Source organism: Paenibacillus sp. Soil766, assembly GCF_001428105.1.
GTDB lineage: Bacteria > Bacillota > Bacilli > Paenibacillales > NBRC-103111 > Paenibacillus_E.
In genome coordinates this window covers 73744-96821 of the sequence record NZ_LMSJ01000023.1, presented here as the reverse complement: position 1 = coordinate 96821, position 23078 = coordinate 73744, and the positions used below count along the sequence as shown (strand labels likewise).

The 23078-nt window shown below is 45.3% G+C and carries 23 protein-coding genes, 1 riboswitch and 1 other annotated feature; of the genes, 21 read left to right on the top strand and 2 right to left on the bottom strand.

The window, feature by feature from the left end:
* The first annotated feature begins 95 nt into the window (after window positions 1–95).
* The 11 genes from ASG89_RS17940 to ytfJ all read left to right on the top strand — a co-directional run bounded on the left by ASG89_RS17940 (window position 96) and on the right by ytfJ (window position 9639).
* Window positions 96–527 carry a peptidylprolyl isomerase gene (locus ASG89_RS17940; RefSeq protein ID WP_057312128.1) on the top strand — a complete coding sequence of 144 codons (432 nt, stop codon included), beginning with the start codon at window positions 96–98 and terminating at the stop codon, window positions 525–527.
* Between the two features lie 288 nt (window positions 528–815).
* Window positions 816–2000 (top strand): hypothetical protein, encoded by a 1185-nt coding sequence (locus ASG89_RS17935; protein WP_057312127.1) that lies wholly within the window; start codon window positions 816–818, stop codon window positions 1998–2000.
* A 165-nt stretch (window positions 2001–2165) separates the two neighbouring features.
* A riboswitch (FMN riboswitch) is annotated at window positions 2166–2346 on the top strand.
* A gap of 233 nt (window positions 2347–2579) precedes the next feature.
* Window positions 2580–3689, top strand: coding sequence for a bifunctional diaminohydroxyphosphoribosylaminopyrimidine deaminase/5-amino-6-(5-phosphoribosylamino)uracil reductase RibD (ribD, locus tag ASG89_RS17930; RefSeq protein ID WP_057312125.1), 1110 nt, complete (start codon window positions 2580–2582; stop codon window positions 3687–3689).
* A 16-nt stretch (window positions 3690–3705) separates the two neighbouring features.
* Entirely contained in the window at window positions 3706–4377 is a 672-nt protein-coding gene (gene ribE / locus ASG89_RS17925) for a riboflavin synthase (RefSeq protein ID WP_057312124.1), read from the top strand.
* Window positions 4378–4393: 16 nt separating this feature from the next.
* Window positions 4394–5623, top strand: coding sequence for a bifunctional 3,4-dihydroxy-2-butanone-4-phosphate synthase/GTP cyclohydrolase II (locus tag ASG89_RS17920; RefSeq protein ID WP_057312122.1), 1230 nt, complete (start codon window positions 4394–4396; stop codon window positions 5621–5623).
* A gap of 67 nt (window positions 5624–5690) precedes the next feature.
* Window positions 5691–6161: a 6,7-dimethyl-8-ribityllumazine synthase gene (gene ribE / locus ASG89_RS17915; protein WP_057312121.1), complete on the top strand. Its 471-nt coding sequence runs from the start codon at window positions 5691–5693 to the stop codon at window positions 6159–6161.
* Complete coding sequence (locus ASG89_RS17910) at window positions 6161–6802, top strand: site-2 protease family protein (RefSeq protein ID WP_057312119.1); 642 nt, start codon at window positions 6161–6163, stop codon at window positions 6800–6802. Before ribE (ASG89_RS17915) ends, ASG89_RS17910 begins: the two co-directional genes overlap by 1 nt.
* 16 nt (window positions 6803–6818) lie before the next feature.
* Window positions 6819–7610, top strand: a complete 792-nt coding sequence (locus ASG89_RS17905; RefSeq protein ID WP_057312117.1) for a segregation and condensation protein A — start codon at window positions 6819–6821, stop codon at window positions 7608–7610.
* Window positions 7594–8199 carry an SMC-Scp complex subunit ScpB gene (gene scpB, locus ASG89_RS17900; RefSeq protein WP_057312115.1) on the top strand — a complete coding sequence of 202 codons (606 nt, stop codon included), beginning with the start codon at window positions 7594–7596 and terminating at the stop codon, window positions 8197–8199. The genes ASG89_RS17905 and scpB overlap by 17 nt, the downstream gene beginning before the upstream one ends.
* 123 nt (window positions 8200–8322) lie before the next feature.
* Window positions 8323–9027: a DUF2953 domain-containing protein gene (locus tag ASG89_RS17895; protein ID WP_157276698.1), complete on the top strand. Its 705-nt coding sequence runs from the start codon at window positions 8323–8325 to the stop codon at window positions 9025–9027.
* Window positions 9028–9153: 126 nt separating this feature from the next.
* A complete protein-coding gene (gene ytfJ, locus ASG89_RS17890) occupies window positions 9154–9639 on the top strand; it encodes a GerW family sporulation protein (protein WP_057312112.1) in 486 nt (161 codons plus the stop codon).
* 54 nt (window positions 9640–9693) lie between these two features.
* Here ytfJ and ASG89_RS17885 read toward each other — a convergent pair whose 3' ends face one another.
* Complete coding sequence (locus tag ASG89_RS17885) at window positions 9694–10305, bottom strand: TetR/AcrR family transcriptional regulator (RefSeq protein WP_057312110.1); 612 nt, start codon at window positions 10303–10305, stop codon at window positions 9694–9696.
* Window positions 10306–10491: 186 nt separating this feature from the next.
* Between ASG89_RS17885 and ASG89_RS17880 the strand changes: the two genes are divergently transcribed.
* The 10 genes from ASG89_RS17880 to ASG89_RS17835 all read left to right on the top strand — a co-directional run bounded on the left by ASG89_RS17880 (window position 10492) and on the right by ASG89_RS17835 (window position 20908).
* Window positions 10492–11250 carry an SDR family oxidoreductase gene (locus ASG89_RS17880; RefSeq protein WP_057312109.1) on the top strand — a complete coding sequence of 253 codons (759 nt, stop codon included), beginning with the start codon at window positions 10492–10494 and terminating at the stop codon, window positions 11248–11250.
* Between the two features lie 203 nt (window positions 11251–11453).
* Entirely contained in the window at window positions 11454–12647 is a 1194-nt protein-coding gene (locus tag ASG89_RS17875; RefSeq protein WP_057312108.1) for a D-alanyl-D-alanine carboxypeptidase family protein, read from the top strand.
* A 40-nt stretch (window positions 12648–12687) separates the two neighbouring features.
* The gene (locus tag ASG89_RS17870; protein WP_057312106.1) at window positions 12688–13287 is read left to right on the top strand and encodes a nucleoside recognition domain-containing protein; all 600 of its coding nucleotides are present in this window, start codon (window positions 12688–12690) and stop codon (window positions 13285–13287) included.
* A 6-nt stretch (window positions 13288–13293) separates the two neighbouring features.
* Window positions 13294–13827 carry a spore maturation protein gene (locus tag ASG89_RS17865; protein WP_056614498.1) on the top strand — a complete coding sequence of 178 codons (534 nt, stop codon included), beginning with the start codon at window positions 13294–13296 and terminating at the stop codon, window positions 13825–13827.
* Between the two features lie 121 nt (window positions 13828–13948).
* Entirely contained in the window at window positions 13949–14695 is a 747-nt protein-coding gene (locus ASG89_RS17860) for a pseudouridine synthase (protein WP_057312104.1), read from the top strand.
* Between the two features lie 83 nt (window positions 14696–14778).
* Entirely contained in the window at window positions 14779–15312 is a 534-nt protein-coding gene (locus ASG89_RS17855) for a redoxin domain-containing protein (protein ID WP_057312102.1), read from the top strand.
* A gap of 42 nt (window positions 15313–15354) precedes the next feature.
* Complete coding sequence (locus ASG89_RS17850; RefSeq protein WP_057312100.1) at window positions 15355–17016, top strand: cytochrome c biogenesis protein ResB; 1662 nt, start codon at window positions 15355–15357, stop codon at window positions 17014–17016.
* Window positions 17013–18269 (top strand): cytochrome c biogenesis protein CcsA, encoded by a 1257-nt coding sequence (ccsA, locus tag ASG89_RS17845; RefSeq protein WP_057312098.1) that lies wholly within the window; start codon window positions 17013–17015, stop codon window positions 18267–18269. Before ASG89_RS17850 ends, ccsA begins: the two co-directional genes overlap by 4 nt.
* Before the next feature lie 38 nt (window positions 18270–18307).
* Window positions 18308–19021, top strand: a complete 714-nt coding sequence (locus ASG89_RS17840; protein ID WP_057312096.1) for a response regulator transcription factor — start codon at window positions 18308–18310, stop codon at window positions 19019–19021.
* Window positions 19022–20908: an ATP-binding protein gene (locus tag ASG89_RS17835; protein WP_057312095.1), complete on the top strand. Its 1887-nt coding sequence runs from the start codon at window positions 19022–19024 to the stop codon at window positions 20906–20908.
* 240 nt (window positions 20909–21148) lie between these two features.
* On the opposite strand, the gene serA is transcribed toward ASG89_RS17835, so the two are convergent.
* Window positions 21149–22729, bottom strand: a complete 1581-nt coding sequence (serA, locus tag ASG89_RS17830) for a phosphoglycerate dehydrogenase (protein ID WP_057312094.1) — start codon at window positions 22727–22729, stop codon at window positions 21149–21151.
* A 71-nt stretch (window positions 22730–22800) separates the two neighbouring features.
* Window positions 22801–23033: a binding site (T-box leader), on the bottom strand.
* Window positions 23034–23078 lie beyond the last annotated feature (45 nt).

Sequence of the window (23078 nt, the reverse complement as noted above, 5' to 3'; positions counted from 1 at the left end):
AGGCCCTTTGCCCAGAAGGGTATCTCCTGTTGTTTGTGTAATGCTGCCATTCATAGTAGAATAAGATATTATTTCCTAAAGGAGTGAACCACATAATGGCAAAACAAGCAAAAATTCAACTAGCAGGTGGCGGAGAGGTTGTTATCGATCTTTTTGAGAACGATGCTCCGAACACTGTCGCTAACTTTGAAAAACTAGCAAACTCCGGTTTCTACAACGGACTTGTTTTTCACCGTGTCATCCCAGGATTCGTAGCACAAGGTGGTTGCCCAACTGGAACAGGAACGGGTGGCCCTGGCTACCAAATCAACTGTGAAATCAACCCGAACAAACATGAGCGCGGCTCCCTAGCGATGGCGCATGCAGGTCGTAACACAGGCGGAAGCCAATTCTACATCGCCTACCAACCGCAACCACATTTGGATGGTGGACACACAGTGTTCGGTAAAGTATCCAAAGGTATGGAGCTTGTTGATGCATTCAAAGGCAAAGACAAAATGGAAAAAGTAGAAGTTGTAGAAGTATAATTTCTGTTATATGAACTGCTCAGACTAAGGTCTGGGCAGTTTTTTTTTGTACTTGTGCGCTGCGGGGCTGATGTGCTAAATAGATGGATTTTATGTAGGTTAATATTTGGTTTTATTGATAAAAAGTCAGTTAGATGGATTTCATGTAGTTAATTCAGGTATATTCGCAGAAATGAGAGAATCCCCAATAGCTCAACTTCACGGTAATAAGAACCCTGCCCAAGCAGAACCTAATTGAGCGCGGTTACGTCAAACATTAAAAGGGAATATTATGAAAGGTGATGGCTATTGGAAAAGAATTGTTTGAAGTATGTAGGAGCAGGTATAGGGATTATTATACTCTGTTTATTACCTTTGACAGGAAGAGAACGTCCGACGCTCACTGCTCAGAGCCAGCAACATGTGTCTGTGATTTCGGAGGTAGATAAACCTAACCAATCCTCAGAAATGGTGAGGAAACCATTGATTGAACAGCTTAGATTTGAACTTAGCCAAGTAAATAAACCTGATCTTGATATGACAGAATGGCTTCAAACACGTGTAACGCCATACGATTCCCAGAAAGAGTTGATAAACGTCATCCGGACTGATCTGGATCAAGATGGGGTATCGAATGAATGGGTATCTGTGCTGTTTGAGGATATTCTTGATAAGCAAACAGGATTGGTCCAAGCGCGGCAGTCATATGGAGTGATTATCGATTATAGGGATAGCCAATTCTCCCTTCAAAGTTTGAGTTTTCCATCTGAAAATTACGGTCGATCAAAGGTGATGACCATTGACGATCTTACAGGTGATAGCAAATCTGAGGTGGTTTGGGTGTCAATGAATAACGGAGCACACACTACTTTTTCCGAATATATCGTGTCTTCCTGGGTAGATAGAAAGCTTGAAACCTACGAGGGAACAGCTGTGATAGCCAGTGTGTCTAAAGCGGAAATTCAAGATAGGAAGCTTCAGCTATCAGGTGGGCTAATCGGTTCTGTTGGTGCTGGGCCATGGCAGCAGGAATTCACGGAGTCGTATGCAATCTTTGAAAATAAGCTCAAGCGCACTGGTCGTGTCTATGTGCAATCACCTACACCGTATCACCGACTGATAAGCGGCATGTGGGCTGAATCGCACGGATACAGAGAGCAGGCGATGCGTGATTATACGGAGGCTGTCGAGATGCAAACTCCGTCTTATCAAGATTATGCTTTTATTTTTGAAGGCGAATGGGTACAGGGGGGATTAAATCCAGATCAGGAAGCTATGTTCGACCGTACGATCAAACGTTTCTCACAGCTGCGGAAGGAGCTTTTAACGGAGGTGTCCAGTGGTGTTGACCCACGAAACGCTTGTTTAATGGCAAAGAAGAAAACTGGTTTCGACATGACTTGGTTGACATACCTGAACGCACCAGCAGGTTATGCGAATCCCCATTGGGAAGAAGGAACGATTTGCGTGGATATTGCGCTATTAGAACAATGAATTTAGTGCGAATTCAATTAGAATGAATTCCAATTCCAATAATTCCGACAAGTTTTATCAGGAAAATTGAAAAAAGCCCTTGCAATTTTCAAGCATGAGTGATAAATTCTTGTTTAATAAAGAAATTAGTAACTGAGGGTTAGTTACTACTTCTTTTATAGTATGCAAAACCTTCGGGGCGTGGTGAAATTCCACACCGGCGGTGATTCGTACCCATGTACGTGTACATGATTGCGATCAGTCCGTGACCCGTTGTGAAGCTAGCGGTACCTGACAACAGCTTCGCTACGGTTGACCTGGTGGAATTCCAGGACCGACAGTATAGTCTGGATGGGAGAAGGAAAATGCGAATGCCAATTCGCTAGCATGCTTGTTCATTTTTTCACATTAACATAAATTCGGCAGGTCTGTCCAAAGCGGCTACCTCGTCGGTATTGTTTGATTTGAACAAAAAATGTGACAAGCATAATAGCTGATGTTTATTCGTGTTATCTAAACAATCTCTGGCCCCCATCCGAAAGCGGAAGGGGCTTTTTTGCATTAGAATCAAGGAATGGATTAAGAAAGCGGTGATCATCCATGGGGCTGTTAAATGACGAAACCTATATGAGACTTGCGCTTCAGATGGCCGAGAGTGCACTTGGACAAACGGGAATTAATCCTGTAGTTGGTTGTATTCTTGTCAAAGAGGGCCGCATTGTTGGTATGGGAGCACATCTGAAGCGCGGAGAGGGACACGCAGAGGTTCTGGCTTTGCGTATGGCAGGCGAGGAAGCTAAAGGAAGCACAGCTTATGTAACCTTGGAGCCTTGCAGTCATCATGGCAAAACACCGCCGTGCTGCGACCGCCTCATAGAAGCAGGTGTGACTCGTGTTGTTGTAGCTGCCACAGATCCGAATCCGTTGGTGGCTGGGACGGGAATCACCAAGCTGCGCGAGCATGGATTGGAAGTGAGTGTAGGCTTGCTAGGTGAAGAATCCGCAAAGCTGAACGAGGCTTTCAACAAATATATCGTCTCGCGTAGGCCTTTTGTGACGATGAAGACCGCGAGCACGCTAGACGGCCGCATCGCTTCCAAAACCGGCGACAGCAAGTGGATTACATCCGCGGAGTCGCGTGTCTTTGTTCACACCCTGCGCCACCGGCACCAGGGCATCCTCGTCGGCGTCCAGACGATCATCGCCGACGACCCACAGCTGAGCACGCGCGGCGACGTACCGGCTGTGCAGCCGGTACGCATCATCGCGGACTCGCAGCTGCGAGTCCCGCTCGGCGCCCGCGTGCTCACCGAGCAGGATCGTCAGCCGACGATCCTGCTCGCGAGCGCACAGGCGCCAGCAGAGCGGCGTGCCGCGCTGGAAGCACGCGGCATCACCGTCCTTACCTGTGGCGACGGCCCGCAGGTGGACCTGACGCTCGCCATGGGGCAGCTCGGCGAGCGCGAGATCGGCTCCATCCTCCTCGAGGGTGGAGGCCACTTAAACGGCGCCATGCTGGAGCAGCGCCTGATTGATAAGCTGGTGCTGATGTTTGCGCCGAAAATTATCGGCGGAGGCCAGGCAGCACCTGTGAACATCCACTTCGACGGCTACGCGAAGATGGATGAAGCTATAATGCTCGACCGACTACGTGTCGAGCAATTCGGACCGGATGTTTGTATTACCGGTTATCCGATGTATAAGAGCTAGAGAATGGAGGAGTGGCATGTTTACCGGGATTGTTGAAGAAATCGGCCACATGCGCCGCATTCATAGTGGAGGGCAAGCCATGGTGCTGACCATTGGCGCCAAAAAAATACTGGAAGATGTTCATTTAGGGGACAGTATTGCCGTTAATGGCGTGTGTCTCACGGTCATTTCGTATGACAGTGATTCATTCTCCGTTGATGTGATGCCTGAAACATATCGGAAGACGAATCTCCGCAAGCTTCAAACTGGCACGCGAGTGAATTTGGAGCGGGCGATGGCGGCGAACGGCAGATTTGGCGGACATATTGTCCAAGGTCATGTAGATGCCACAGCAACGATCCTTTCCCGCATACCGGAAGAGAATGCAGTTGTATACCGGTTTGCACCGGAGAATCCACATATATTCCGCTATATCATTCCTGGCGGTTCCATTACGATTGATGGTATTAGTTTGACGGTTGTAGATGTCTCAGAAAGTGATATTTCCGTTTCGATTATCCCGCATACCCTTGCGCAAACGGTTCTCCACGACAAAAAAGCGGGAGATACAATCAACATTGAATGCGATGTACTTGGCAAATATATGGAACGACTGCTCAAATTCGGTCCTTCTGAGAATTCGGTTCGAGATGAGCCTAAGAAAAGTAAGCTGACCGCAAGCTTTTTAGCAGATAATGGCTTTATGTAAGTTAGGAGAGGTGCAAATGACACAACCCATTCGGTTCAATACGATTGAAGAAGCTCTTACGGATCTGAAATTAGGTAAAGTAATTATTGCCGTAGATGATGAAGATCGGGAAAACGAAGGCGATTTTATCGCACTTGCAGATAAAACAACCCCTGAAGTGATTAACTTCATGATTAAAGAAGGGCGTGGGCTCGTCTGCACACCGATTACCGAAGACAGAGCCAAAGAACTAGATCTACCTCCAATGGTAGCGCGCAACACCGATTATCACGGTACTGCCTTCACGGTTTCTGTTGATCATACGGATACAAACACAGGGATTTCAGCGCATGAGCGTTCCAGAACAATTCAGGGCTTAATTGATCCAACGACGAAACCGCAGGATTTCCGTAGACCAGGTCACATTTTTCCTTTGATTGCCAAAAAAGGCGGTGTTCTTCGCAGAGCAGGACATACGGAAGCAGCGATCGATCTAGCTATTCTTGCTGATTCATATCCAGCTGGCGTGATTTGTGAAGTTATTAAAGAAGATGGTACTATGGCAAGGGTGCCGGATCTAATGGAAATTGCCGCGAAGCATGAGCTTTGCATCATTACCATCCAAGATCTTATCCAGTACCGTAATCAGCAAGAGAAGTTGGTTATACGCGAAGTTGAAGTGGATCTGCCAACGGATTTCGGAACATTCAAAGCGATTGCTTATACGAATCAATTGGATGATAAGGAACATGTTGCCTTAGTTAAGGGGACCATAGACCCGTCCAAGCCAACTTTGGTGCGTGTCCATTCGGAGTGTTTGACAGGCGATGTGTTCCATTCTCATCGTTGTGATTGCGGTCCACAGCTGGATGCCGCATTAAAACAGATTGATGAAGAAGGCAATGGTGTATTATTATATATGCGACAGGAAGGTCGCGGTATTGGCTTAATCAACAAATTGAAGGCCTATGTCCTCCAAGAGCAGGGATTAGACACCGTAGAAGCGAATATTAAACTTGGATTTGCTCCAGATCTTCGTGATTATGGCATTGGTGCTCAGATTCTCAAAGATCTTGGCATCTCGAAACTTCGTCTATTAACGAATAATCCTCGTAAAATCAAAGGTCTAGAAGGCTATGGGCTTAAAGTGGATGAGAGAGTTCCGATTCAGATGGAGAGCAAGAAGGATAATCTTAATTATTTGCAAACCAAGCAGCAGAAGTTGGGCCACATTCTGACCTTTATAGACGCAGGCAAAGGCATTTAATTATTTATAGAATGAATTAATTCACATACCAACCTAATACGTTTCAACAGAAAAGGAGATTCTTACCATGGCAACGATTTATGAAGGACATTTAATTTCGCAAAATTTAAAATATGGGATCGTCGTTGGACGCTTCAATGAGTTTATTACATCTAAACTATTGGGTGGTGCACAAGACGCACTAAAACGTCACGGTGTGGATGAAAGTGAAATTGATATCGCTTGGGTTCCAGGCGCATTCGAACTTCCTCTAATCGCGCAAAAAATGGCAGAGAGCGGCAAGTATGATGCTGTCATTACCCTGGGTGCCGTGATTCGTGGATCAACGCCGCATTTTGATTATGTGTGCAGTGAAGTGGCCAAAGGTGTTTCGGCGATTAACTTAAAAACAGGTATCCCGACAATCTTCGGTGTTTTAACAACAGATTCCATTGAGCAAGCAGTTGAACGCGCAGGTACGAAAGCAGGCAATAAAGGCTGGGAAGCTGCCGTAACCGCGATTGAAATGGCGAATTTGACGAAGCAATTCTCTTCCTAATGCTAGCTTATTATCATTTAGAAACACTGCTGCCGCGGCTGTTTGCTTTCCTTATCGCTATGACTTTGCATGATACAGCGCATGCTGGAGTTGCTTGGCTATTAGGAGATCGAACGGCTCGTGATGGCAAACGATTCTCGCTTAACCCCTTGGCGCATCTTGACGTCTTGGGGTTGGCGATGATCGTCTTCGGACCATATGGATGGTCCAAGAAAATACCAGTCGATGCAGACCGTTTTTCCAAGAACAAAAAACTATCGCATTCGCTTGTCTATTTAGCGGGACCTCTTACAAATCTTGTGCTTGTTTTGTTTTTTTGGTGGTTATATTTTTATTTACCTGCACTGCTTGGTGTGGCAACCGAATCGCTCGTAGTGGAGCAGTGGCGCGTGTATTTGCAATATTGTGTTATCGTAAACTTAATGATAGGACTCATCCATTTGTTGCCGCTCTATCCACTTGATGGATGGTATATATGGAGAGGACTTGTCTCGACACGGAAACAAAGATGGCTAGACAAGCAAGAGATTCCAGCACTTATTCTTGTAATCGTTTTAATGGTTACCCCGATTGGACAATGGGCGCTCAGCGGAATTTATCCATACGCCGTACAGGTAATCATGCATCTTTATTCACTATGACAAGGGGAAGAACGACATGAAGGTTACATATAAGCTAGAAGCATTTGAAGGCCCCCTTGATCTATTGCTTCATCTAATTGATAAAAATGAACTCGACATTTACAATATTCCGATCAAAGAAATTACAGATCAATACCTTGGGTATGTACAAGCGATGCAGGAGCTGGAGTTAGATATTACGAGTGAGTTTCTAGTAATGGCTGCTACACTGCTCTCCATCAAAAGCAAAATGCTCTTACCTAAGCCGCCTGTCATTGAATTTGACGAATATTTTGATGATATGGATGACTCGTTAGACCCGCGTGCCGAGCTTGTTGCCAAGCTGATTGAATATCGAAAATATAAATCGATTGCGGATATGCTTCGTGACAAAGAGGTGGAGCGAAGCCTCGTTTACACACGTGAACCTGAGGATTTAACACCGTATCTCCCGGATCTTCAAGAGAACCCCGTGGAAGGGTTGGATGTTGCTGATTTATTGATTGCTTTTCAGCGTACCTTGCGTAAGCTGGCGAACCGTAACGTGGTTGCACGGATCCGAAGGGATGAGATCTCGGTTAAGGAGCGGATTCGTGAAGTTGTTGATTTACTTAGAATAAAAGGTGGTAAGTTGTTATTTTCCAAACTATTCGATTATGAGATGACGCGGGAAGAAATTGTTGTTACTTTTCTGGCTATCCTTGAGTTGATGAAAATGAAGAAAATCACATGCTACCAAAATCAGCTATTTGAAGATATCGTCATTCAAGCCAAAGAGGAGGGATCTGACCTTGACACTCAACTTCCAACAGATGAAATCGATTATTGAAGGACTTCTCTTCGCCTCTGGCGACGAAGGACTAGATCTTAAGCAAATTGCTGAAGTGATGGAACTTGATGCCTATGTGATTAAAGATCTGCTGAAAGATATGCGAACAGATTTCAAACGTAAAGGGCGCGGCGTTCAAATTGTAGAGGTTGCTGGCGCATACCAGCTCACTACATTGGCAGAGCATGCTCCTTATTTTGAAAGACTTGCTTATACGCCATCGCGATCCTCGCTCTCTCAAGCTGCTCTTGAAACGTTATCCATCGTTGCTTATAAACAACCGATTACACGCGTAGAGATCGAGGAGATCCGCGGTGTGAAGTGTGATCGAGCGCTTGCCACTTTAACGGGTAAAGATTTGATTACGGAGGTCGGGCGTGCAGATGCAGTGGGCAGACCGATCTTATATGGAACATCCAAACAATTCTTAGAGTATTTTGGGCTTAGCTCGATTCAAGAATTGCCAGACTCTACTAACTTCCAAGGTAATTTTGATTTGGAAGAAGAAACCCGGATGCTATTCGATCGCTTAAGCGGGGATCAGAAACAATTGACTCTGGACGACGTGAGCGACGAGCAGCCAGAGTAGCTACTATTAGTTTGAAGCTTATCCATACATGCATTTCATTTCCTTATACAGGTCATACTAACTCCACCTGCGAGATTTATCTTGCGCGTGGAGTTTTCGTTCATTTTGACTAAGGAGGCGTAAGTGTTGCTGTGGGTAGGATTGGCCGTCTTGGTTGTCATTATTGCCATGATCGTTGTGCTATGCAGCTATATGCGTGGTGAGTTTTATTTCTCACGGGTAAAAGATAATGATACGCTTTCCGTGGAGATGCGAGGATTGTTCGGGCTCGTGCGGTATCGTTATGTCATTCCAATCATTCAATTCAAAGGATTCACCCAAGGAATATTAATTAAGTCAGAGAAAGTGACCCAACAAGGCGCCAAGCTGAAAGATGAAACGAGAGAACATATTACCAAAGATAAAGTTATCGCCTTCTACAAGGAAACGAAAGATGTCCTCGTTCATACGCTGAATTTATATGGTTGGATGAAGATGACCTTAGCCAAAGTGGAGTGCACAGAGCTTAAGTGGATAACACGTGTAGGTCTTGGCGATGCTCCGGAAACGGCAATAACGACAGGAGCCGTATGGGGGATTAAGTCATCGTTGCTTGGGTTTACAGTTCGGTATGTGAAGCTCATTGCGAAGCCGCGCATAGATGTCATTCCACAATATAATGCAAAGCAATTTGCGACGGAGTTTCGTTTTGCTGGTCGAATACGAGTATGGTTTGTTGTCATTGCTGGCATACGGTTGTTGTACAGAGCGACTAAAATCAAAGGCGGTATTCGAAGTTGGATCCAATTCGCATTGAAGGCGAGAGCGAGATTTAAACCTGCCTCGTAAGTTTTACATAACCCCATGTCAGGAGGGGCATTCTAGAACTGAACCATGATTGATCTTTTAGATCTTAGTGCTTAAGTTTTGGATGCTAGGAATGTATGGTAAAAAACGCTAAGGAGGAAAATGAAGATGTCCGAACACCCGATTCAAGGCCTCATGAAAGTCGCCATGGAAAATATAAAAGAGATGGTCGACGTAAACACAATTGTCGGTGACCCGGTCGAAACGCCTGATGGTAGTGTTATTATGCCGATATCCAAAGTCGGATTTGGTTTCGCCGCAGGCGGCAGCGAGTTTGTGACAGACTCCGAAATCGAAATCGAAGGCGGGACAATGAACCGAGGCGATGCGCTTAATGCTAAAGTTGCTCTCCCCTTCGGTGGTGGTAGCGGCGGTGGGGTATCGATTACGCCAATTGCTTTCCTTGTTGTTGGTAAGAATGGTGTGAAAGTCGTGCCATTAGATAATCAAACGCATATTTTGGAGCGTCTAATCGATTCTGCACCACAGGTCGTGGACAAGATTCAGAGTATGATCAAAGGCATGTCAGCGAAGTCGCCAGCAGCCGCTTCAACCAGTGTCACCAACGTCGAGAATCAGAATTTTATAGTGTAGCCTCTTGTCATTATGAGCTGTCCTTTGAGGACAGCTTTTTTAGTTGACATGTCATCAATCGTGTGAGCTTCTCACAACTGTTTTTGCGGAAGCGGGACGCCAGTTAATCAATTTGATCAGTTGATCCTGCATATACGAAGGTGAATATTTGAATTCGCTTTCGATCCAATGAAAAATAAGACCAAGCAAGGCGTGAATCGAATAAATGCTCAATAGTTCTTGATCGATTTCTTTATCTTGATCGGGGTAGACTAATTCTTCTTGTGTGATTTTTTTTAAGGCACTAAACATGGTTTCTTTCAGCTTGGAAAGAACATCACTCCTCATTAGAGTGGTATAAATGGAAGAATTTTGGTAAAAGTGATCAAATATCATAACTGATTTAGCAGGCAGTTCTTGAATTCGAAATGTTTCAACATGTTCATAAGGCGCACGGAAAGATTGTAGTAATTGTCCAGTTAAATTGGAAATGATTTCGTCAAGTAAGTCTTCCTTACTTTCATAGTTCGCATAAAATGTCCCTCGATTATAGTTGGCGAACTCAACAATTTCTGTAATCGAAATGGACATAAAGGGCTTTTGCGACATCAGTGCCAACAGAGCCTCTCGTAGAGCAATTTTACTTCGAACGATTCTGCGGTCCGTTTTTCTAGTGATTTCTGACATTCATGTTCATTCCTTTGTGGTGTTAGTGAACAAAATCAATCGTTTTGTACGTTAGCTTACAAACAAGCGTTTTTTACTGATTGTATCACGTTTGATACTCTATTATACTCCAAGTGAAAGAAGTTCTATATGCACAATTCAGTGAGTTATTCGCATGAAAACACATGACATTTGGAGGAATTACACATGAAGCTTTCTGGTAAAGTGGCTATCGTTACAGGAGCAGCGTCAGGTATGGGGAAAGCAATCGCAGAGTTGTTTGCAGCAGAAGGAGCTAAGGTTGTCGTTTCGGATCTTCGGGTTGAGTCAGCTCAAACGGTTGTTGCTGGTATTGAAGCAAAAGGTGGTACAGCGATTGCAGTTGCAGCCAATGTCTCGAAAGAAGAAGATGTAGCCCTAATGATTGATACGGCTGTTAAGGAATACGGTACCGTTGACATCCTAATAAATAACGCTGGTATTATGGACAACTTTGTCCCTGCAGGAGATCTTACGGACGAGCTGTGGGAGCGAGTATTTGCAATTAACACAACAGGTGTGATGAGAACAACTCGGAAAGTTCTTCCGATTTTTACAGAGAGAAAAAGTGGTATCATCGTAAACATTGCATCCGCAGGTGGCTTAAATGGCTCCAGAGCGGGTGCGGCATACACGGCATCTAAACATGCTGTAGTTGGATTCACGAAAAACGTAGGTTTTCAATACGCGAACCTTGGAATCCGCTGTAATGCCATCGCACCTGGTGGTGTGAGCACTAACATTGGGACAACGATTACAGCACCAAATCCTTTTGGTATGGAAAGAGCAATGGCAGGAATGGGCTTAAATCCACGAGCAGGCGATCCAGAGGAAATTGCGAAGGTTGCTTTATTCTTGGCATCTGATGATGCGAGCTTTGTAAACGGGACAGTGGTTACCGCGGATGCGGGCTGGACAGCTTACTAAATTGAATAAGTAGAAGTTGGCGCCATGTTGCGTAATTGGAAGGCTGATCTTGAAGTAGATATTTACTTCTGGTCGGCCTTTTTGTTTTGGGGAGTTTTCAGGACATATCCCTCGTCCGCTCGCATATACTTGTACAAAGTTTCATCAGTGGATTCGATCAAAAATGTGTACAAGTTCGCTCGTGTAGGAGGATAACCCACCCAATGAAAACCAAACGCCAGTTCATCATCATTTGCTGTGCCTTGATTGGATTGTTACTTGTGCCATGGACCTACGTAGAAGCCGCGCCGCCAAGCATTCATACCAATGCGGTCGGTGCTTCGCTCGTTGATGTGGAGTCAGGACGTGTGCTTTATAGCGAAAAAGGGGACACGCCTATGCGCATAGCTAGCCTGACCAAAATTATGACTGCGATCATTGCGATCGAAGAAGGCAACCTCACTAGCATGGTCAAAGTCAGTAAGAATGCCTTCGGCAAAGAAGGGTCTTCGATCTATTTGAAGCTTGGGGAAGAGATGCGGCTTCATGACATGTTGTATGGACTCATGATGCGCTCCGGTAATGACGCTGCGACGGCGATCGCTGAGCATATTGGAGGAAGCGTAGAAGGGTTCGTCTATTTGATGAACGAGAAAGCGAAAATGCTGGGGATGGATCATTCCCATTTTACGAATCCATCCGGGCTGGACGAAGGAGAAGGTCATCGCTCAAGTCCAAATGATATGGCTAAGTTGACAGCGTACGCGCTCAAAAATAGTGTATTCGCTGATATTGTATCTACTAAGTTGAAAAAAGTACCCAATCCGAATGAAGCTTGGGATTATTCTTGGCTTAACAAAAATAAGATGCTTTCCATGTTCGAAGGTGCAGATGGAGTGAAAACTGGATATACCAAGCTCGCTAAGCGCTGCTTAGTATCTTCGGCGACACGGAACGGCCAGCAGCTTGTCGTCGTTACATTGAATGACGGGGATGACTGGGCGGACCACGCGAAGCTGCTTCAATATGGCTTTAATCATTTCCCAATGCAGACGCTGGTGAAAAAAGGCGACGCTATCGAAGGTACTCCTTGGGTAGCGAGCCGAACGTTCAAGTATCCACTTGCAGAAGGTGAATACGCAAGCATAACACACCAAGTTACTTTGGTAGATCCAATGGCGACGGAGTATCGGTTAGCTGAACGTGGCGCACTCCGAATTTCTTTGAAAAATAAGGTGATACAGACGATTCCGATCTATGATCCTACTAACCCGCTGATGCAAGTACCAGAGAAAGCCACATTCTCATTTCAATCGAGTACGCCTTATAAGGAGTCATTGCTGACAAAGTATAGTTATATCTGCAGAATGCTCGTGCAGGGACTATTTAATATTTCTGGCTCCATATGGGCGGATTAATGTGAATGTCGTAAAGCTAAGTTGTAAGGAGTGCTGACCTATGGTGAATTGGATATGGCTATTTTTTATCGTCGTTGGTTTCCTCGTCGCGGCCATCAATGGCGATGTAGAATCCGTTACACAAGCGGCATTTGATGGGGCGAAGAATGGCGTTACCGTATGTTTTGGATTAATTAGTGTATTGGTATTCTGGATGGGCATGATGCGTATTGCGGAAGATGCAGGTATTTTACAAAAGTTAGCAAGACTGCTTCAGCCCGTAGTCCGCTTTCTTTTCCCAAGTGTGCCAAAGAATCACCCCGCTCTTGGCTATATTATGTCGAACATGAGTGCTAACATCTTAGGCTTAGGCAATGCTGCAACCCCGATGGGGATCAAAGCGATGCAGGAGCTTCAGAAGCTTAATCCAAACAAAGATGAGGCAAGTTCAGCAATGGCCACACTGCTTGCGCTCAATACGTCAAGTATTACCTTAATCCCGACAACGCTTATTGCCATAAGGATGAATTTCAATTCTGTGAACCCGGCTGAAATCGTAGGTACAACACTCATTGCGACGATCATCTCCACAACAGCGGCCATTTTCGTAGATCGATGGTATCGCAGATCACGCTCACCTATCCCTCCGCTGAAAGGATGAACCGGCATGTACGCACTCGTTTCACTTATTTCGGCATGGGCAATCCCGATCATGATTGTGTTCATTCCACTCTACGCGGCTTATCGCAAAGTTCCTGTCTATGAGTCATTTGTAGAGGGGGCCAAAGATGGCTTCGACACGGCGATCAAAATCATTCCTCACCTCGTCGGGATGATGGTCGCGATTTCCGTATTTCGGGCCTCAGGTGCGATGGACATGATGATTGGCTGGATGCGGCCATTTTTCGAAAGTATCGGCGTACCTACGGAAGTGCTGCCTTTAGCTATTTTACGACCCATCACAGGAGCGGGTTCTCTAGCATTTACCACAGATTTGATCGAGCAATTTGGTCCTGATTCGATGATAGGTCGAATAGCATCAACGGTACAAGGGAGCACGGATACAACGTTATATGTGATAACCGTCTATTTTGGCGCAATTGGGATTCGGAAAGCTGGCTATGCGCTCAAAGTGGGTTTAATTTCGGATGCTGTTGGCTTTATCGCTTCTCTTGTTATTTGTTACTTCGTGTTTTCATAAATAGCGACACGCAACGAAGCCGTAATAGCCATCATTCTGTCACCTTCTGTCAGTTATTGTGGGTTGCCGCTTGAGATTTGTGGTTAAGTCCGTTATCATTAACTTGAGGTGAAAGCGGATAATGGAAAGACTGCAAAAGGTATTAGCCGAAGCTGGGATCGCATCCCGCCGGAAATGTGAAGAAATCATTACAGCGGGACGCGTGCAAGTGAACGGTGAAGTCGTCACGACGCTGGGTGTGAAAGTGAATACAGCTGAAGATGAAATTAGGGTGGATGGACGTGCGATAGGTCAACAGAAGAAGATCTATGTCATTTTAAATAAGCCCAAAGGTGTAATTACGAGTGCAACGGATCCCGAAGGCCGTAAGGTTGTTACTGATTTCTTACCAGGTATCAGAGAGCGTGTATATCCAGTTGGTCGATTGGATTATGATACGGAAGGCCTGCTTATTCTAACGAATGACGGTGAATTTGCTCATCTGCTTACACATCCGAAGCATCATGTACCGAAGACGTACCAAGCGACTGTCAAAGGAGTGCCGCATGGCACGTTATTAGATAAGCTCAAATTGGGCATACAGTTAGAAGACGGCATGACCGCACCTGCTGAGGTCGAGTACGCAGATGTGAATATGGAGAAGAATGAGTCCGTCATTCAGATCACCATCTATGAAGGAAGAAACCGCCAAGTCAGACGGATGTTTGAGGCGATTTCGTTCCCAGTAATCAAATTAAAGCGGATTAAATTCGGTCCCATCTTTTTAACAGGTTTGGCAAGAGCGAAGTATCGCCACTTGACGCCCAAAGAAGTTGAAGAGCTTAGGAACGAAGCTCTAAGGACACATAACGTTCAAAAAGGCCAATAAGAATTGGCCTTCTTTTCGTTATAATAAGGGTATAATTCGATATGCCAGAACTAACAATGTCGACAAAGCGAAGGTGATTAACAGTGGGTCGTAATAAGAAGTGGGTACAGATTGGGATCTTTGCAATCGTGCTCATTATTGGTGTGTTTACGATTATTACAAATTTGTCTGCTTCAGCAAGTAAGAAGTACCCGCAGCAAGGGGAGAAAGCGACGAACTTCTCCTTGGTTGGATTAGATGGTCAAACGCACGAGCTCTCAGATTACAAAGGGAAAGTAGTGCTAGTGAATTTCTGGGGTACGTTTTGTCCACCCTGTAAAGAAGAAATGCCTGATCTTCAGAAGCAATATGATAAGTGGAAGAGCCAAGGTGTCGTCTTCTTAGAAGTGAATGTGGACAAGAATAAAGTAACGGTCCAGGGCTTCATGGAGCAATACAAATTAAATATGCCAGTACTGCTGGATGCCAATGAAGTTGTTCGTAAACTATATGGTGTTATGGATTATCCAACAACCTTTTTCATTGGGACAGATGGCAAAATTGCTGTGAAAAAAATTGGCCAAATGGATGAGAATTTCATTAATGAGACAATTTCTAGTTTGGTGACGAAGTCTTAAATAGTAAGTCGTATGCATGTTCAACGTTTTTAGGAGGTCATCATGTTCTACAATACCAAATGCGATTGCGGACATCAGAACCCCACTGGCACCACCCTGTGTGAATCCTGTGGTAACCCGCTGATCGATATCGATGGCAGAGACATTCTGGAAATGCGCTATGACGGTATGGCCAGACGCTCTCAGAAATCAAATCCTTCTCTGCTCGATAAAGTCTGGAATTTCTTCTCCTCAGTCAAAATAGCCGTATGGATCATTTTCATCACCACGTTAGCTTCGGCTGTTGGTACGATATTCCCGCAAGAGAATACCTTTCTGGATATGGATCCATCACAATATTACAGCGAAAACTACGGAACTCTAGGGAATATTTATCATGCTCTTGGATTTTCTCATACGTTCAGTTCATGGTGGTTCATCACATTGCTATTCATGATTGGAACTTCGCTTGTAATTTGCAGTCTGGATCGTGTTCTGCCCCTTTATAGGGCTTTGTCCAAGCAGCAAATCCGTAAACATATCAATTTCTTGACTAGGCAAAATGTCACACTTGTTACTGATCTGCCTGCGGGGACAGATGAAATCGCTTGGACGAACAAGCTTGGAACACTCCTGCGTAAAAAGAATTACCGCGTACATACCGATGGCTCTGCTCTTCTAGCTGAAAAATATCGCTTTAGCCGCTGGGGGCCCTATATTAATCACATTGGTCTCATTATTTTCTTAATCGGTGTGCTGATGCGTGGGATACCTGGCTGGCATATGGATCAATATATGGGCATTCTTGAAGGTGAAACGAAGCCGATCCCGCATACATCGTATTACATCAAGAATGAGAAATTTACACTCACGTTGTACGATGAACAAGATCTTCCTGAAAGCATCAAAGCCAAAGGCCAGATTGTTCCGAAGACATATGAAACGCAAGCTATCTTGTATCATTGTACCGCGAATTGCGGTGAAGGGGCAGAAGCGCCAGTTCTGGAGGAAGTTCATAAGGACAATATCATTGTGAATCATCCATTGGATTACAAAGGATTGCAGGCGTATCAGTTCGATTATAAAGCAACACCACTACTGATCTCGGTGAAACCTACACTTAGCAATCCAACTACGGGTGAAACCTATGGCAGCTTTGATCTACCTATGAATAATCCGAAGGATTCCTATCAGGTAGGTGCATATACACTCACGCTGAAAGGTTTCTTCCCCGAGTTTGGCATAGAGAAGGGGCAACCGATCTCAAAATCGAATGAGCCGAAAGCACCAGCCTTTATTTTTAGTATAACTGGACCAGGGCTAGCTGAAAAAGGAGAACCCTATCTGTATTTCCCAAGACAAATTGATAAGGAAACGTTCTCCCAAGATACCATTAACGGTGCGATTAGCCAGAAGTTGAAGATATCGGTTGGCTCCATGGAAGGCGTTCAATTTGCTAATTATACAACCTACTTGAACATTCGTGTGGATAAAGCTATGCCTTATATATGGGTTGGCTCCGCAATCTTTATGATCGGTGTCATTATGGGCTTCTATTGGCAGCATCGACGCATTTGGATTCGAATTGATGAGGGCAAGTTGACGCTCGGCGGCCATACGAACAAGAACTGGTTTGGACTTCGAAATGAAGTTGCCGCAGCGTTAAATAAGAATGAACTGGACGTTTTACCGAAAACATTAGCAAATGGAGGAAACCAGGGGTGAATGTAAACTCTGTCAGCAGCACCTTTCTACTTATCGCTTTTTTTGTATACTTGCTCGCATTCTTCCTGTTTGTTATTTCTATAACGGGTAAAAGGTGGAGCAATCGAAAGCCAGAAGACCACACGAGACAATGGGGTTTCGTCGCTTTTATTACCTCAGTTGTCGGGTTTGCTTGTCAAGTGACATTCTTCTTCACACGATGGGCAGAAGGGGATCATATCCCAACCTCCAATATGTATGAATTTATGACGTTCTTAGGTATGATGATCATGTGTGCTTTCTTGATCGTATATCTCATCTATCGGACACCTGTACTAGGCGTCTTCGCACTACCGATCGGGTTTATCATTATTGCCTATGCTTCCGTTTTCCCAAGTGAAGTGCAGCCATTGATTCCTGCCTTGCAGAGTTACTGGTTGAAAATTCATGTGACAACTGCTGCTACGGGAGAAGCCTTCTTTGCCGTTGGTTTCGCCGGTGGATTAATGTATCTGCTTCGAGCTGTTGACTACACAGGGACGACGAAGGCAGACAAGAAGGAACAAAGAGGTGTTGAGCTAACTCTATTTTTCATCTTAATGCTCGTTGCATTTATTGCTTCAATTTTTACATTCAATGGATCAGGTTACAAAGCTGTATTCTCCAAAGATGTAATTGTTACGAATGCTGGTGTACAGGAAACCAATCATACAACAGAAACCTACGTATTGCCTCCGATAGTGCAGCCCTATGATACGAAAGTTGTAGAGATGAAGTCATTCCTTGGCATGTCTGAGCCTTTATTTACAGCGCCATCCTGGATGGAAGGGGCTAGCGCAGGACGTAAATTAAACACAGTCATATGGTCCATTCTTGGCGGTCTTGTTCTTTATTGGCTAGCACGCCTAGTGGCTCGTAAACCATTGGGAGCAGCGATTGGCCCAGTTGTAAAAGGAATGGATGCGGAAGATCTGGATGAAATCAGTTATCGCGCGATTGCGATAGGCTATCCGATCTTTACATTGGGCGCGCTAATCTTTGCGATGATATGGGCTCAGGAAGCATGGGGCCGTTTCTGGGGATGGGATCCGAAGGAAGTATGGGCATTGATAACATGGTTATTCTATGCGGTATTCCTTCATCTTCGTCTATCAAAAGGTTGGCAGGGTAAGAAATCTGCTTGGTTAACCGTTATTGGATTTATCGTCGTTATGTTTACTTTAGTAGGTGTGAACTTAGTTATAGCAGGACTGCATTCCTATGCAGGTGTTTAAACTCAAGTACGTACATGAATAGAGGATGTGACACTAAGATGGAATTGAAGCCAAGTATACTCGTTGTTGATGATGAAGAACGTATTCGCAGATTGCTCCGTATGTATTTAGAGAAAGAAGGTTATTTGATTGAAGAAGCGGAAGACGGTGAATCCGCATTGCGGATGGCTACCGAAACCGACTTCGACCTGATCTTGCTTGATGTGATGCTGCCAGGCATCGATGGTATTGAAGTCTGTGCACGCCTTCGTCAAGTGAAATCCACGCCAGTCATCATGTTGACTGCGAAGGGTGAAGAGACGAATCGTGTGAGTGGATTTGAAGTGGGGGCAGACGATTATGTCGTCAAACCATTCTCACCTCGTGAAGTGATTTACCGTGTGAAAGCAATCCTTCGTCGTTCTTCTGCGACAGCGTATTTGTCCAAAGATGCAAGCTCCAGCAATAACATTGTGTTTCCTAACTTGATTATTGAGCATGACGCACATCGTGTGACAGCTGGTGGCCAGGAGGTTGCTCTTACGCCAAAGGAATATGAATTGCTTCATTACTTGGCTGTTTCACCTGATAAGGTTTTCTCACGTGAAGAGCTTCTCAAGGATGTTTGGAACTACGAGTTTTTCGGTGACTTACGGACCGTTGATACGCATGTAAAGCGACTTCGTGAGAAATTAAACAAAGTATCCCCGGATGCTGCTGCGATGATTACGACCGTATGGGGTGTAGGCTACAAGCTAGAGGTGCCTAAATAAGTGTTTATATTCAGAAGTGTCGTAGGTAAGTTGTGGTTAACGATTATTGGCCTAGTTGGGGTTGTCTTGCTCATACTAGGCTTTTTTCTTGTCAATTATATGGAAAATTATTTCGCGCAAGCGACGGATCAACGCGAGAATATGAGAGAAATGGCACTCAAGTTTTCGGAAGAAGCAACGACGCACATGTACAATGAGCAATTCTATCAATTAAGTAATGAGCTGCTGAGCTTTCAAGATTCAAGAATGCTTGTAGTTTCCTCGGATATGAAGGAAATGCTCATCCCGCGAACCAACGGGAGTCAGTTAGTCGAATTCCATGTTTCTGATTTCTATACGGCAGAAGAACTGAAGCCAGTGTTTGCCGGCCAAACGATCGATAAGGTCGTAAATAAATCGCGCACAGGCCGCTTTGATGCAGAAGCTCAATATCTTGTTGTTGCGGTTCCACTTTTCAATTTGGAAGGTGCGATTGTTGGTGCGACCTTGCTGTATCAATCCCTTCAGTCGTTAGAAGCTACACAATCGTATATGTTAAGATTGTTTGTTTATGTGTCCATTGTTGGTTTTCTCATGACGACCTTCTTCGCCTTCTTCTTGTTTTCACAAATTACGAGACCTCTGCAGCAATTGAAGAAAGCAGCTGATTTTATCACACATGGGGAATATGGTACGCGTGTTCCTATTCTTTCCAAAGATGAGATCGGTGAGCTTGCCAAAACGTTTAATCACATGGGCGAAAAGGTGCAAGAGAGTATTCATGCTCTCAGTCAGGAGAAAGAACATTTATCGAGCATACTGCGAAGTATGACCGATGCTGTGATCACCTTGGATGTGAATGGATCTGTGATGCTAAGCAACCCGCAAGGGGAGAGGATTGTAGAAGAATGGAGCACTATTGAGTGGTCTGATGATGAGGGAGAACCGCGACGTTTCCCGAAACCGGATACCGCACTTGGCGATTGGGGACTCATGAGCTTCAGCAATCCAAGCTCATTGCCAATACCGGTACCGTTGATTCCACTCTTTGAAGCGGTTGTTGATGAGTCGGCAGAGGCCGCTACAAAGCTACATGTGCAAAATGGCGTGTGGTCCGTGGCTATGACGCCACTCTATTCACGAGATCAAGTGCGCGGCGCTGTGGCCGTTCTCCGTGATGTGACGGAGGAGGAACGTCTAGACAAGCTGCGCAAGGACTTCGTGGCGAACGTCTCGCATGAACTGCGTACGCCGATCTCGATGCTGCAGGGCTATAGTGAAGCCCTGCTGGACGACATTCCCTCCACGCCAGAAGAACGCGTGGAGCTGGTGCAGGTCATTCACGACGAGTCGCTCCGTATGGGGCGCCTCGTTCGTGATCTGCTTGATCTGGCGCGGATGGAAGCCGGCCATCTTGAACTATCGTTCAGGGAGGTCGAGATCGACTCCCTGGTGCGTCGGATGCACCGCAAATTCGCGGTGCTGGCCAAAGAGCGCGGCATCGCGCTAAGCGTGGCGCTGCCGGAAGAGCCGCTCATCCTGCAGCGCGCGGATGAGGATCGGTTGGAGCAGGTACTGACAAACCTGCTCGACAATGCGTTCCGTCATACGCCTGCAGGGGCGCGTATCGGCTTGAAGGCTGAGGCGTGCCTCTCCAAGGATCGGCCCGCGATCCGGATCGAGATCGCCGATGAGGGGCAGGGGATACCTGCCGAGGATCTTCCGTTCATCTTTGAACGCTTCTACAAGGCGGACAAAGCGCGTACACGTGGATCTTCCGGGGGGACTGGACTTGGCCTCGCGATCGTCAAGAACATCATTGATTCTCATCATGGAACTGTAACGGTTCAAAGTACATGGGGGCAAGGCAGTACATTTACGATCTGCTTACCTTGCGAACATAAATAAATAGAAAATTGTGCGAATTTCGACACAAAGAAAAAGGCGAATGCTGAGTTATCACTCGGCATTCGCCTTTATTTGTAGAATATTCAGACAAAATCTTGTTGTTCGTGAAACATTTTGTGCTTATTACCTCATAAGAAAGAAAGCCGTTTTCGGCTTCCGAAAACGGCTTTCTTATTGGCGATAAAAACTACTTGTAATACGCGGTCGCGCATCCTAGTAGGACTTCGATAGAAGTCTTTCTCACAGCGTTAGTGCACGAACATTTACGATTTCATCTTGTTTTGTAAGCTCTGCCAATACTTCTGCAGGAGCTGTTTTATCAATTGTCAGAACCATGATTGCGGATCCGCCGATCACTTTACGACCAACTTGCATTGTCGCGATGTTGACTTGGTTGCTTCCAAGCAATGTACCAACGCGGCCAATGATACCTGGTTTATCGTTATGTGAGATAAGAAGTAAGTTGCCTTCAGCAGCGAAGTCAACTGGGTATTGATCGATACGCACGATGCGCTCGCCGAAACCGGCAAGTAAAGTACCTGCAAGAGTTTTCTCTTCTTGCTTCGTTTTTACAGTTACGGTAACAAGGTTAGTGAAGCTGTTGGATGCGTTCGATTTTTGCACGACAATGTTCACGCCGCGTGATTTAGCCAGATGCATCGCATTGATAATGTTGATGGATTCCAATTGGTTCTGGAAAATTCCTTTAACAATATAGCGATTTAATGGACTTGTATCCACATCCATCAAATCACCCGCATAGTTAATGACGATTTCAGAAACAGCACCTTGGGCAATTTGACCAAGCACGGATCCGATTTTTTCGCCAAGACTGAAGTATGGTTGAAGTTTGTTAAGCACGTCTGCAGGAACTGGAGGCATGTTAACAGCGTTCTTAAATGGTTCGTTACGTAGAATATGAAGAACTTCCTCGGAAACGTCGATTGCGACGTTCTCTTGAGCTTCAATCGTCGATGCGCCAAGATGAGGCGTTACGATCACTTTCGGATTTGTTAGGAATGGGTGATCCTTCGTCGGAGGCTCGACTTCGAATACGTCGAAAGCTGCACCAGCAACGATACCTTGATCAATCGCTTCAACCAACGCTAGCTCATCGATAATACCGCCGCGCGCACAGTTAATGATGCGAATGCCTGGTTTCATAAGCTCGAATTGTGTTCTGGAAATCAGGTGACGCGTCTCTGGTGTAAGTGGTGTGTGAACAGTAATGAAATCCGCTTGAGCAGCGATCTCGTTAACTGTACCAAGCTTAACGCCCATTTTCTCAGCGCGTTCTTCAGTTAAGAATGGGTCATACCCGATAACTTCCATGCCGAATACTTTCGCGCGTTTCGCAACTTCACTACCGATACGTCCCATTCCGAGAATACCTAGTGTTTTGTTACGAAGTTCAACGCCGATGAATTTACGATCCCATTCGCCGCCAACTGTTTTCTTGTACGCTTGTGGAATCATACGAGCTGTTGCCATCATCATAGCGAATGTAAGCTCACATGTTGCGATTGTGTTACCGTCAGGTGCGTTGATAACGATAATTCCGCGTTTCGTAGCAGCTTCCAAATCGATATTGTCGACACCTACACCAGCGCGGCCGATTACTTTCAACTTAGTGCCGGCAGTCATGATTTTTTCTGTTACTTTCGTTTGGCTACGAACTAAGAGGGCATCGTACTCACCGATAATGGCAATGAGTTCATCTTCAGATAGACCAGATTGCTTAACCACTTCAACATCAGCTGCATCATAAAGCATTTGAATTCCCATGTCACTAATTGGATCGGATACTAGAACTTTGAACATAATTCGTTTCCTCCTTAGATTTGAACATAAAAAAACTCCCAGCCCTCGGACACAGACAGTTAGCCTGTAGCCAAAGGGACGAGAGATTGCTTTCGTGGTACCACCCTAGTTCGCTGCCCATTCGCATGGGAAGCCTCATTTGGTCTTGCGACCTGGAACTGTAACGTGTTCCTAACCCGATTGCATCTACTTAAATTCAATGCAATAACTCTGGAGTGCTCCGCAACATGTTCGCTACCGATTCTCACCAACCATCGGTTCTCTGAAAGCTACTTTATTTGCTTGGCTCCGTCAACGCTGTACTGTGATATAGAATTTTTAATAGATTACCATGCGTTCGAAATCGTGT